Annotated in this window: 11 protein-coding genes; 10 read left to right on the plus strand and 1 reads right to left on the minus strand. The window is 72.8% G+C overall.

Going from position 1 to position 12,208, the window contains the following annotated elements; all coding sequences use genetic code 11:
* Positions 1-176: 176 nt before the first annotated feature.
* From SMD20_RS04025 to SMD20_RS04040, 4 genes are all read left to right on the plus strand, one after another.
* Positions 177-2,132 (plus strand): beta-galactosidase, encoded by a 1,956-nt coding sequence (locus SMD20_RS04025; RefSeq protein WP_329574940.1) that lies wholly within the window; start codon positions 177-179, stop codon positions 2,130-2,132.
* 63 nt (positions 2,133-2,195) lie between these two features.
* Positions 2,196-2,513 carry an L-rhamnose mutarotase gene (locus tag SMD20_RS04030; protein WP_329574942.1) on the plus strand — a complete coding sequence of 106 codons (318 nt, stop codon included), beginning with the start codon at positions 2,196-2,198 and terminating at the stop codon, positions 2,511-2,513.
* 10 nt (positions 2,514-2,523) lie between these two features.
* The gene (gene rhaI, locus SMD20_RS04035) at positions 2,524-3,675 is read left to right on the plus strand and encodes an L-rhamnose isomerase (protein WP_329574947.1); all 1,152 of its coding nucleotides are present in this window, start codon (positions 2,524-2,526) and stop codon (positions 3,673-3,675) included.
* A gap of 7 nt (positions 3,676-3,682) precedes the next feature.
* A complete protein-coding gene (locus SMD20_RS04040; RefSeq protein WP_329574949.1) occupies positions 3,683-5,758 on the plus strand; it encodes a bifunctional aldolase/short-chain dehydrogenase in 2,076 nt (691 codons plus the stop codon).
* Between the two features lie 61 nt (positions 5,759-5,819).
* Here the strand turns inward: SMD20_RS04040 and SMD20_RS04045 are convergent, their stop codons facing one another.
* Positions 5,820-6,362, minus strand: a complete 543-nt coding sequence (locus SMD20_RS04045) for a hypothetical protein (RefSeq protein ID WP_329574952.1) — start codon at positions 6,360-6,362, stop codon at positions 5,820-5,822.
* A 140-nt stretch (positions 6,363-6,502) separates the two neighbouring features.
* Between SMD20_RS04045 and argC the strand changes: the two genes are divergently transcribed.
* The 6 genes from argC to SMD20_RS04075 are packed head-to-tail and all read left to right on the plus strand — an operon-like array spanning position 6,503 to position 12,179.
* The gene (gene argC / locus SMD20_RS04050) at positions 6,503-7,537 is read left to right on the plus strand and encodes an N-acetyl-gamma-glutamyl-phosphate reductase (RefSeq protein WP_329574954.1); all 1,035 of its coding nucleotides are present in this window, start codon (positions 6,503-6,505) and stop codon (positions 7,535-7,537) included.
* Complete coding sequence (gene argJ / locus SMD20_RS04055) at positions 7,534-8,685, plus strand: bifunctional glutamate N-acetyltransferase/amino-acid acetyltransferase ArgJ (protein ID WP_329574957.1); 1,152 nt, start codon at positions 7,534-7,536, stop codon at positions 8,683-8,685. The genes argC and argJ overlap by 4 nt, the downstream gene beginning before the upstream one ends.
* Complete coding sequence (argB, locus tag SMD20_RS04060) at positions 8,682-9,554, plus strand: acetylglutamate kinase (RefSeq protein WP_329574960.1); 873 nt, start codon at positions 8,682-8,684, stop codon at positions 9,552-9,554. The genes argJ and argB overlap by 4 nt, the downstream gene beginning before the upstream one ends.
* The gene (locus SMD20_RS04065; protein WP_329574963.1) at positions 9,554-10,720 is read left to right on the plus strand and encodes an acetylornithine transaminase; all 1,167 of its coding nucleotides are present in this window, start codon (positions 9,554-9,556) and stop codon (positions 10,718-10,720) included. Before argB ends, SMD20_RS04065 begins: the two co-directional genes overlap by 1 nt.
* Complete coding sequence (gene argF, locus SMD20_RS04070) at positions 10,717-11,676, plus strand: ornithine carbamoyltransferase (RefSeq protein ID WP_329574969.1); 960 nt, start codon at positions 10,717-10,719, stop codon at positions 11,674-11,676. Before SMD20_RS04065 ends, argF begins: the two co-directional genes overlap by 4 nt.
* Entirely contained in the window at positions 11,673-12,179 is a 507-nt protein-coding gene (locus SMD20_RS04075) for an arginine repressor (RefSeq protein WP_091082841.1), read from the plus strand. The genes argF and SMD20_RS04075 overlap by 4 nt, the downstream gene beginning before the upstream one ends.
* Positions 12,180-12,208: the final 29 nt, after the last annotated feature.

A 12,208-nucleotide genomic window follows, 5' to 3' on the forward strand; every position in this document is an offset into this window, starting at 1 on the left:
CGTTCTTCAACCTGACCGCCGTACGTCCCGCACACGCCTCCATCCGCCCATCGGGAAACGGCCGTTTCCCGGCCGCCGACCAGCACCGACAGCCGGGTGCGGCGCGCACGCCCTTGTGCCACGATGCCCAGGAACGTTTTAATCCCCGGTGAACTCCAAGGACGAAAGGCAGGCTCATGCCGGATGTCATCGCCTACGGCGGCGACTGGAATCCCGAGCAGTGGCCCGAGGAGACGTGGCAGCAGGACGTCGCGCTCATGCGCGAGGCCGGCGTCAACCAGGTCAGCCTCGGGATCTTCTCCTGGTCCGTGCTGGAACCCGCCGAGGGGGTGTTCGACTTCGGCTGGCTCGACCGGGCCATGGACCTGCTGGCCGCGAACGGCATCCGCGCCGGCCTGGCCACCCCCACCGCCTCGCCGCCGCCGTGGTTCGGTGCCTCCTACCCCGAGGCGCTGCCGGTCGACGCCGACGGCCGCCGCCTCCACCACGGCAGCAGGCAGGGCTTCTGCCCCAGCTCGCCGATCTACCGCGACCGGGCCCTGCGCATCGCCGAGCGGGTCGCCACCCGCTACGCCGGCCATCCGGCGCTGGCACTCTGGCACGTGCACAACGAGTACGGCTGCCACAACGCCCGCTGCTACTGCGACACCTCAGCGGACGCCTTCCGCGCCTGGCTGCGCGCCCGCCACGGCTCGCTCGACGAGCTCAACGACGCCTGGGGCACCGCCTTCTGGTCCCAGCGCTACGGCGACTGGGCTCAGATCCTGCCGCCCCGCGCCACCCCCAGCTTCACCAACCCCGGCCAGCAGCTCGACTTCCGCCGCTTCAGCTCCGACGCCCTGGTGGAGCTCTACACCGCCGAGCGCGACCTGCTGAGATCCGTCACCCCGGACGTCCCCGTCACCACGAACCTCATGGCCGGCGTCCACTGGGACATGGACTGCTGGGCCTTCGCCGCCGAGCTCGACGTGGTCGCCACCGACCACTACCTGATCGGGGCGCGCGCCGAGCCGCACATCGACCTGGCCTTCGCCGCCGACTACGCCCGCTCGCTGAACGGCGGCCGGCCCTGGCTGCTGATGGAGCACTCCACGAGCGCCGTCAACTGGCAGCCGCGCAACCTCGCCAAGGCCCCCGGCGAACTGCGCCGCAACTCCCTGCAGCACCTGGCCAGGGGCGCGGACGCGATCATGTTCTTCCAGTGGCGGGCCTCCCGCGCCGGGGCCGAGAAGTGGCACTCGGCGATGCTGCCGCACGCCGGGCCCGACACCAAGATCTTCCGCGAGGTCAAGGCGCTCGGGGCCGAGCTCGCCGGGCTGGACGGCATGCCGGGCAGCCGGGTGACGGCCGAGGTCGCGATCCTGCTCGACCACGCGAGCGTCTGGGCGCAGGACCACCCCGCCCAGCCGACCTCCGAGCTGGACCCGGTCGAGGAGGCCAAGCGCTGGCACGCCGCGCTGTGGCGGGCGGGGATCACCTGCGACCTGGCCCACCCCGAGGGCGACCTGAGCGGCTACCGGCTGGTCCTGGTCCCCATGCTCTACCTGGTGAGCGACGCGGGGGCGGCCGGCCTGGCGGACTTCACCCGGGCGGGGGGCGTGACGCTGGTCGGGCCGTACAGCGGGATCGTGGACGAGCACGACCGGGTCCGCCTCGGCGGCTACCCCGGCGCCTGGCGGGAGCTGCTGGGGGTGAGCGTCGAGGAGTTCTTCCCGCTGGAGGGGCCGATCGCGCTGGAGTCCGGCGGCACCGGGACGGTCTGGAGCGAGCTGGCCCACGTCACCGGGGCCAAGGTGCTGGACGCGTACGCGACGGGCGAGCCGGCCTGGACCCGCCACGAGCAGGGCGGCGGCGCGGCCCACTACCTGACCACCCGCCTGGACGACGCCGCGCTGGCCCGCGTCCTCGCGGCGGTCTGCGCCGAGGCCGGCGTGCGCCCGGCCGCCACGGCCCCGCCGGGCGTGGAGGTGGTGCGCCGGGCCCATGAGGACGGCCGCGCGTTCCTGTTCGCGATCAACCACACCGGCGCGGACGCCGAGGTGACGACGCCCGCAGGGGCCCGGGTCGCGGTGCCCGCCGGCGACGTGCTGATCCTGCCCGAGGTCCCGGGCGGGGAGCAGGGGACGCATTGACAGCGTGGAGCGGGAACCATAGCTTCCTGCCTGAAGGATTAAAACGTTTTGAAGGGAGTGCCAGTGCAACGGGTCTGCTTCCTCCTGAGAGTCCGCCCAGAGCGGCTGGCGGAATACCGCGAACGCCACCAGGACGTCTGGCCGGAGATGCGAGAGGCGCTGTCACGCACCGGCTGGCACAACTACTCGCTCTTCCTCCGCGACGACGGCCTGCTCGTGGGCTACCTGGAGACCGACGACTTCGAGGCCGCCAAGAAGGCCATGGCCGAGACCGAGGTCAACGCCCGCTGGCAGGCCGAGATGGCGCCGTTCTTCGAGGATCTCGACGGGCGTCCCGACGAGGGCATGACGCCGCTGACCGAAGTGTTCCACCTGGATTGATCGGGGAGCTATGACTGACATCAAGGCCGCGCTGCGCTCGCAGCGCATCGAGACGCCGTCCTGGGCGTACGGCAACAGCGGCACCCGCTTCAAGGTGTTCGCGCAGCAGGGCGTGCCGCGCGATCCGTACGAGAAGCTCGCCGACGCCGCCCAGGTCCACGCCTACACGGGCATCGCGCCCACCGTGGCCCTGCACATCCCGTGGGACAAGGTGGACGACTACGCCGACCTGGCCCGCCACGCCCGCGAGCTGGGCGTCGCCATCGGCGCCATCAACTCCAACGTCTTCCAGGACGACGACTACAAACTGGGCAGCGTCACCAACCCCGACCCCCGCGTCCGCCGCAAGGCCACCGACCACCTGCTCGAATGCGTCGACATCATGGACGCCACCGGCAGCGACACGCTCAAGCTGTGGTTCTCCGACGGCATCAACTACCCCGGACAGGACGACCTGCGCGCCCGCCAGGACCGCCTGGCCGAATCGCTCGCCGAGGTCTACGACCGGCTCGGCGACGGCCAGCGCTTCCTGCTGGAGTACAAACTGTTCGAACCCGCCTTCTACGCCACCGACGTGCCCGACTGGGGCACCGCCTACGCCCACTGCGTCAAACTCGGCCCCAAGGCCCAGGTCGTCGTCGACACCGGACACCACGCGCCCGGCACCAACATCGAGTTCATCGTCGCCTTCCTGCTGCGCGAGGGCAGACTCGGCGGGTTCGACTTCAACTCCCGCTTCTACGCCGACGACGACCTGATGGTCGGCGCCGCCGACCCGTTCCAGCTCTTCCGCATCATGTACGAGGTCATCAGAGGCGGCGGGCTCACCGACGAGGTCGCCTTCATGCTCGACCAGTGCCACAACATCGAGCCCAAGATCCCGGGCCAGATCCGCTCGGTCATGAACGTCCAGGAGGCCACCGCCAAGGCACTGCTCGTCGACCGCGACGCCCTCGCCGCCGCGCAGGCCGCCGGCGACGTGCTCGGCGCCAACGCCGTCCTCATGGACGCCTACAACACCGACGTACGCCAGCTGCTCGCCGAACTGCGCGAGGAGATGGGCCTCGCCCCCGACCCGATGGCCGCCTACGCCGGGTCCGGCTACTTCGAGAAGATCGCCGCCGAGCGCGTCGGCGGTCAGCAGGCGGGCTGGGGAGCCTGACAAGACCATGCCTGACGAGACCATGCCTGACAAGAACAAGTCCAACGACGTCGTGAACGAACTGCTGGAACGCTCGCACCGCCTCGGAGCCGACCCGCGCAACACCAACTTCGCCGGCGGCAACACCTCCGCCAAGGGCCGCGCGCCCGACCCCGTCACCGGCGAGGACGTCGAGCTGCTGTGGGTCAAGGGCTCCGGCGGCGACCTCGGCACGCTCAAGGAGTCCGGCCTCGCTGTCCTGCGCCTGGACCGGCTGCGCGCGCTCAAGGACGTCTACCCCGGCGTCGAGCGCGAGGACGAGATGGTCGCCGCCTTCGACTACTGCCTGCACGGCAAGGGAGGCGCCGCGCCGTCCATCGACACCGCCATGCACGGCCTGGTCGAGGCCGGCCACGTCGACCACCTGCACCCGGACGCGGGCATCGCGCTCGCCACCGCCGCCGACGGCGAGGAGCTGACGCGGCGGATCTTCGGCGAGCGCGTGGTGTGGGTGCCCTGGCGGCGGCCCGGCTTCCAGCTCGGCCTGGACATCGCCGCGATCAGGGCGGCCAACCCGCAGGCCATCGGCTGCATCCTCGGCGGCCACGGCATCACCGCCTGGGGCGAGACCTCCGAGGAGTGCGAGAGCCGCTCCCTGGAGATCATCCGCGCCGCGGAGGCGTACCTCGGCGAGCACGGCCGCCCCGACCCCTTCGGCCCGGTCGTGCACGACCCGCCGCCCGAGGCCGAGCGGCACGCGCGCGCCGCCGCGCTGTTCCCGATCGTGCGCGGCCTGGCCTCCACCGACGTGCGCGTGGTCGGCCACTACACCGACACGCCCGAGGTGCTGGACTTCGTCGCCCGCGCCGAGCACCCGCGCCTCGCCGCGCTCGGCACGTCCTGCCCCGACCACTTCCTGCGGACCAAGGTCGCGCCGCTGGTGCTCGACCTGCCGCCGGACGCGCCGCTGGAGCGGGCGGCCGAGCGGCTGCGCGAGCTGCACGCCGCCTACCGCGCCGACTACACCGCCTACTACGAGCGGCACGCCGAGCCCGGCTCGCCGCCGATGCGCGGCGCGGACCCGGCGATCGTGCTGGTGCCGGGCGTCGGCATGTTCTCCTTCGGCAAGGACAAGCAGACCGCCCGCGTGGCCGGCGAGTTCTACGTCAACGCCATCAACGTCATGCGCGGCGCCGAGTCCGTCTCCTCCTACGCCCCCATCCCCGAGTCGGAGAAGTTCCGCATCGAGTACTGGGAGCTGGAGGAGGCCAAGCTGCGCCGCCTGCCGAAGCCGAAGCCGCTCGCCACCCGGGTGGCGCTGGTCACCGGCGGCGGCTCGGGCATCGGCGCGGCCACCGCCCGCCGCCTCGCCGCCGAGGGCGCCTGCGTCGTCGTCGCCGACCGCGACCTCGGCGCGGCCGAGAAGGTGGCGGCCGAGCTCGGCGCGAACGCCTACCGCCCCACCGACGTGGCCGTGGCCGTCGGCGTGGACGTCACCTCCGAGGAGCAGGTCGCCGCCGCCGTACGGGCCGCGGTGCTCGCCTTCGGCGGCGTGGACCTGGTGGTCAACAACGCCGGCCTGTCGCTGTCGCGCTCGCTGCTGGAGACCAGCCTCGCCGACTGGGACCTGCAGCACGACGTCATGGCGCGCGGCTCGTTCCTGGTCGCGCGGGAGACCGCCAGGGTCATGATCGACCAGGCCATGGGCGGCGACATCGTCTACATCTCCTCCAAGAACGCCGTCTTCGCCGGCCCGAACAACGTCGCCTACGGCGCGGCCAAGGCCGACCAAGCCCACCAGGTGCGGCTGCTCGCGGCCGAGCTGGGCGGGCACGGCATCCGCGTCAACGGCGTCAACCCCGACGGCGTGGTCCGCGGCTCCGGCATCTTCGCCTCCGGCTGGGGCGCCAACCGGGCCAAGGTGTACGGCGTGGAGGAGGAGCGGCTCGGCGAGTTCTACGCCCAGCGCACCCTGCTCAAGCGCGAGGTGCTGCCCGAGCACGTGGCCGCGGCCGTGTTCGTGCTGGCCGCGAGCGACCTCTCCCACACCACCGGCCTGCACGTGCCGGTGGACGCGGGCGTGGCCGCCGCGTTCCTGCGCTGAGCGAGCGGGTCCCCCGCCGGCTCCCGGGCCGGCGGAGGACCCCGGCCGGTGAGTCGGCCCGTCAGGCGTAGGCCGCGACCACCCCGACCAGCATCCCCACGGTGCCCGCCGCCGTGACCAGCCACCCGCCGATCACGGCGGCCCGCCGCCCGCGCCGCGCCCCGGCCCAGTACATGATCACGTACGGCAGGAAGCCCAGCCCGCCGAACCCGAACGACGGCAGCGCCAGCGCGGCCAGCACCCCCTTCGTCCCCGCCGGGGCCGCCCGGTCGCCCTCCGGCGTGAGCTGCGCCCGCAGCACGTCGCCCGCCGACGAGTCCGGCGAGGCGTCCACCGGCACCGGCGCGCCCCCGCCGTCCGGCGTGAACTGCCCGTCGCAGTCGTAGCGGCCCGAACCCAGGTCCTCGCACGAGATCACGCGCAGCGTCCCCGGCGTGCCGACGCGCCCGGTCGCGAGTTCCAGGTCCCCGACGGCGAGCCACATCGGCACCAGGCAGACCGCCAGCCAGAGCAGCACGAGCACGGCCCGGCCCCATCGTCCGGGGTCCCGCCCCGGCCCCGGCTGCGGTGTGACGAAGGGCACATCGGACAAGAAATCGCTCATAAGCTCATCATTCAGGCCGCCACTTGGTGTTCACCTGCATCCGGCTGGGAAGGGCGGCTTGCACATCCCCGCCGCGACGTGCATCATTCTCACAAGCAAGGTCATGAGCTATGATGCATGAATATGCAGGAGGGGCGCGAATGAGAGCGGCGATAGCGGGAGCCAGCGGCTACGCGGGCGGAGAGCTGCTACGCCTCCTGCTCGGCCATCCCGAGTTCGAGATCGGCGCGCTCACCGCCGCCTCCAGCGCCGGCACCCGCCTCGGCGCCCACCAGCCCCACCTGCCGCAGCTCGCCGACCGGGTCATCGAGGAGACCACCGCGGCCGCGCTCGCCGGCCACGACGTCGTCTTCCTGGCCCTGCCGCACGGCCACTCGGCAGCCGTCGCCGCCCAGCTCGGCGAGGACGGCGTGGGGGACACCGTGGTCGTCGACTGCGGCGCCGACCACCGGCTCGCCGACCCCGCCGCCTGGCAGGAGTTCTACGGCGGCGAGCACGCGGGCACCTGGCCCTACGGCCTGCCCGAGCTGCCGGGACAGCGTGAGAGGCTGCGCGGCGCGCGGCGCGTCGCGGTGCCCGGCTGCTACCCGACCTCCGTCCTGCTCGCCCTCTTCCCCGCCTTCGCCGCCGGCCTGGCCGGCCCCGACGTCGTCGTGGTCGCCGCCAGCGGCACCAGCGGCGCGGGCAAGGCCCCGAAGGCGCACCTGCTCGGCAGCGAGGTCATGGGGTCGGTCAGCGCGTACGGCGTCGGCGGCGTCCACCGCCACACCCCCGAGATGGAGCAGGGCCTGTCGGCCGTCGCCGGCACGCCGGTGCGCGTCTCCTTCACCCCCACGCTGGCCCCCATGAGCCGCGGCATCCTCGCCACCTGCACCGCCCCGGCCGCGCCCGGCCTCACCCGGCAGGCGCTGCGGTCGGCGTACGAGGTGGCGCTGAAGGACGAGCCGTTCGTCCACCTGCTGCCCGACGGCGTCTGGCCGGCCACCTCCATGACCTACGGCGCCAACACCGCCGCCCTGCAGGTGACGCTCGACGAGCGCGCCGGCCGCGTGATCGCCGTCATCGCCATCGACAACCTCACCAAGGGCACCGCCGGGGGCGCGATCCAGAGCGTCAACCTCGCCCTCGGCCTGCCGGAAGAGCTCGGCCTTCCCCTGACAGGAGTCGCACCGTGAGCGTTACTGCTCCACTCGGATTCAGAGCGGCCGGCGTCGCCGCGGGCATCAAGCCCGGCGGCGCCCGCGACCTCGCCCTCGTCGTCAACGACGGGCCCAGCCGCGCCGCCGCGGGCGTCTTCACCGCCAACCGCGTGAAGGCCGCCCCCGTCCTGTGGTCGCAGCAGGTCCTCACGGGCGGCCGGCTGCGGGCGGTGGTGCTCAACTCCGGCGGCGCCAACGCCTGCACGGGGCCCGAGGGCTTCCAGGACACCCACGCCACCGCCGAGAAGGTCGCCGAGGCGCTGCAGGACTCCGCCGGCGAGATCGCCGTCTGCTCCACCGGCCTCATCGGCGAGCGGCTGCCCATGGACGAGCTGCTGTCCGGCGTCGAGACCGCCGCGGGCCAGCTCTCCCGCGACGGCGGCCTGGCCGCGGCCGACGCCATCCGCACCACCGACACGGTCAGCAAGATCTCCTTCAAGCGGGCCGCCGGCTACATGGTGGGCGGCATGGCCAAGGGCGCGGGCATGCTCGCCCCCGCACTCGCCACCATGCTCTGCGTGATCACCACCGACGCCGACCTCACCAGCGAGGAGCTCGACGCCGCGCTGCGCAAGGCCACCTCCCGCACCTTCGACCGGCTCGACACCGACGGCTGCATGTCCACCAACGACACCGTGCTGCTGCTGGCCAGCGGCGCCGCCGGCGTCAAGCCCGACCTCGCCGAGTTCGAGCAGAAGGTCTACGAGGTCTGCGCCGACCTGGCCCGCCAGCTCCTCGTGGACGCCGAGGGCGCCTCCAAGGCCATCGCCATCGAGGTCGTCGGCGCCGCCTCCGAGTCCGACGCCGTCACGGTCGGCCGCGCGGTCGCCCGCTCCAACCTGCTCAAGTGCGCCGTCCACGGCGAGGACCCCAACTGGGGCCGCGTGCTCGCCGCCGTCGGCACCACCGACGCCGTCTTCGAGCCCGACCGGCTCAACGTCGCCATCAACGGCATCTGGATCTGCCGCGGCGGCGCGGTCGGCGACGACCGTTCCAAGGTGGACATGCGCCCGAGGGACGTCACGATCACCGTCGACCTGTCGGCGGGACCGCACACCGCGACCGTCCACACGACCGACCTGACCGCGGACTACGTCCACGAGAACTCGGCCTACAGCTCATGAGGCGCAGCGCGGCCGAGACGAAGGCGGGCACGCTGATCGAGGCGCTGCCCTGGCTCACCCGCTTCCACGGCGCGACCGTCGTCATCAAGTACGGCGGCAACGCCATGACCGACGAGGGGCTGAAGGCCGGCTTCGCCGAGGACGTCGTCTTCCTCCAGCACGTCGGCCTGCGCCCGGTCGTCGTGCACGGCGGCGGGCCGCAGATCAGCAGCGCGCTCGACCGGCTCGGCATCGCCTCCACCTTCACCGCCGGCCTGCGGGTCACCACGCCCGAGGCCATGCAGGTGGTGCGGATGGTCCTGGTCGGCCAGGTCAACCGCGACATCGTCGGCCTGATCAACCGGCACGGACCGTTCGCGGTCGGCATGTCGGGCGAGGACGCCCACCTGTTCACCGCCGTGCGCAAGCATGCCGTGGTGGACGGCGAGCTCGTCGACATCGGCCAGGTCGGCGACATCATCAAGGTCGACCCGGGAGCGGTCCGCGCCCTCATCGCCGACGGCCGCATCCCGGTGATCTCCAGCGTCGCCCGCGGCGACGACGGCGAGGTCTACAACGTCAACGCCGACACGGCCGCGGCCGCGCTGGCCGTCGCGCTCCAGGCGCAGAAGCTGATCGTGCTCACCGACGTCGAGGGCCTGTACGCCAACTGGCCCGACGACACCGACGTGATCGACCAGCTCGCGGCCGACGAGCTGGAGACCCTCCTGCCCACGCTGTCCAGCGGCATGGTGCCCAAGATGGAGGCGTGCCTGACGGCCGTGCAGGGCGGGGTGCCGCGCGCCCACGTCCTCGACGGCCGGGTGCCGCACTCCCTGCTGCTGGAGATCTTCACCAATGAAGGAATCGGAACGATGGTGATGCCCTGATGAGCCTGTTCAAGAGGTTCGAAGACGCCTTCATGCCCAACTACGGCGTCCCGCCGATCGCCCTGGCCCGCGGCGAGGGCAGCCGCGTCTGGGACGTCGACGGCAGGGAATACCTCGACTTCATCGCCGGCATCGCCACCAGCTCGCTCGGCCACGCCCACCCGGCCCTGGTCGAGGCCGTCACCCGGCAGGTCTCCGCCATCGCGCACACCAGCAACCTGTTCCTGCACGAGCCCGAGGTGCTGCTCGCCGAGCGGCTGCGCGCCCTGCTCAACGCCCCCGCCCGGGTCTTCTTCGCCAACTCCGGCACCGAGGCCAACGAGGCGGCGTACAAGCTGGCGCTCAAGTACGGCCGCCGCGAGGGCCGCTCCTACTTCGTCGCCGCCGAGAACGGCTTCCACGGCCGCACCATCGGCGCGCTGTCGCTGACCGGCAAGGCCGCCATCCGCGATCCGTTCGGCCCGTTCCCCGTTGACGTGCGCTTCGTCCCCTACGGCGACGCCGACGCGCTCAAGGAAGCCGTGACCGGCGACTGCATCGCGGTCTTCCTGGAGCCCACGCAGGGCGAGGCCGGCGTGGTCCCGCCCCCGGACGGCTACTTCGAGGCGGCGCGCGAGATCTGCGACTCCACCGGCGCGCTGCTGGTCGCCGACGAGATCCAGTCGGCCATCGGCCGCACCGGCCACTGGTTCGCCCACCAGGCCGACGGCGTCACCCCCGACATCCTCACCCTGGCCAAGGGGCTCGGCGGCGGCCTGCCGATCGGCGCGTGCGTCGGCTTCGGCGAGATCGGCGGGCTGTTCGGCAAGGGCGACCACGGCTCGACCTTCGGCGGCAACCCGGTCTCCTGCGCCGCCGCGCTGGCGGTGCTCGACAACGTCGACCTCGCCCACGTGCGCGAGGTCTCCGCCCGGCTGCGCGCCGGGCTGGAGTCGGTACGCCACCCGCTGCTGAAGGGCGTGCGCGGGCGCGGCCTGTGGCTGGCCGCCGTGCTGCGCGAGCCGCGCTCGGCGCGGTTCCAGGAGGCGGCGGCGCAGGCCGGGTTCCTGGTCAACGCGCTCCAGCCGGACGCGGTGCGCATCGCGCCCCCGCTGGTGGTGACGGCAGAGGAGGTGGACGCCTTCGTGACGGCGTTCCCCGCGATCGTGGAAGAGGCGTCGAAGTGAGCAGTCAGAGCACCGAGCTGGGCCCGGATTCCGCACGGGTACGGCACTTCCTCAAGGACGACGACCTCTCGCCCGCCGAGCAGGCGGAGGTGCTCGACCTGGCCGAGGCCATGAAGAAGGACCGCTTCGGCTACCGCCCCTTCGAGGGCCCGCGCAGCGTCGCCGTCCTGTTCGACAAGCCCTCGGCCCGCACCCGCGTCTCCTTCCACACCGGCATCGGCGAGCTCGGCGGCCTGCCGCTCGTCGTGGACAACGTCGGGGCGCTCATGGGCCGCGGCGAGCCCGCCAAGGACCTCGCCCGCGTGCTCGACCGGCAGGTCGCCGCCATCGTCTGGCGCACGAACGGCCAGGAGCTCATCGAGGAGATGGCCGCCCACGCCCGCGTCCCGGTCGTGAACGCACTCACCGACGAGTACCACCCCTGCCAGATCCTCGCCGACCTGCAGACCGTGCGCGAGCACCTCGGCCGCACCGCCGGCCTGACGCTCGCCTACACCGGCGACGGCGCCAACAACATGGCCCACTCCTACCTGCTCGGCGGCGCCACCGCCGGCATGCACGTACGGATCGCGGCCCCCGACGGCTACCTGCCCGACCCGGCCGTGCTCGACCGGGCCGCGGCCGTCGCCGAGCGGACCGGCGGCTCGGTGAGCGTCGTCACCGACCCGGCCGCCGCCGCCGAGGGCGCCCACGTGCTCGCCACCGACACATGGGTGTCGATGGGCCAGAGCGGCAAGGAGGAGCGGGTGGCCGCGCTCATGCCGTACCAGGTGGACGCCGCGCTGGTCGCGCACGCCGCCCCCGAGGCGATCGTGCTGCACTGCCTGCCCGCCTACCGCGGCTACGAGATCACCGAGGACGTGCTCGAAGGCCCGCGCAGCGTCGTGTGGGACCAGGCCGAGAACCGCCTGCACGCCCAGAAGGCGCTGCTCCACTGGCTGGTGACCAGACCGTGACGATCCCGATGACCAAGGCGGCCCGGCAGGCGCGGATCACCGACCTGCTGCGGCGGCAGGTGGTGCGCTCCCAGCCGGAGCTCGCCAAGCTGCTCGCCGACAGCGGCGTCGAGGTCACCCAGGCCACGCTCTCGCGCGACCTGGACGAGCTCGGAGCGCTCAAGCTGCGCGCCGAGGACGGCTCGCTGATCTACGCGCTGCCCGGCGAGGGCGGCGCCCGCATCCCGGTCGCCCGGGTCGGCGCCGGCGAGCCCCCCTCCGCCCGCCTCCAGCGCGTCGCGGAGGAGCTGCTGGTCAGCGCCGAGGCCTCGGCCAACCTGGTCGTCGTGAAGACGCCTCCCGGCGCGGCGCAGTTCATGTCCTCCGCCATCGACCACGCCGACTGGGAGTCCATCCTCGGCACCGTCGCGGGCGACGACACGATCCTCGTCATCACCCGCGACCCGCAGGGCGGGCAGGCGGTCGCCGAGGCGCTGCTGAAGGTCGCCGACCGGCGCGGCTGAAAACGGAAGAAGCCCCGCTGAAGATCGCG

The organism is Nonomuraea sp. LP-02 (assembly GCF_036289125.1).
Classification (GTDB): domain Bacteria; phylum Actinomycetota; class Actinomycetes; order Streptosporangiales; family Streptosporangiaceae; genus Nonomuraea; species Nonomuraea bangladeshensis.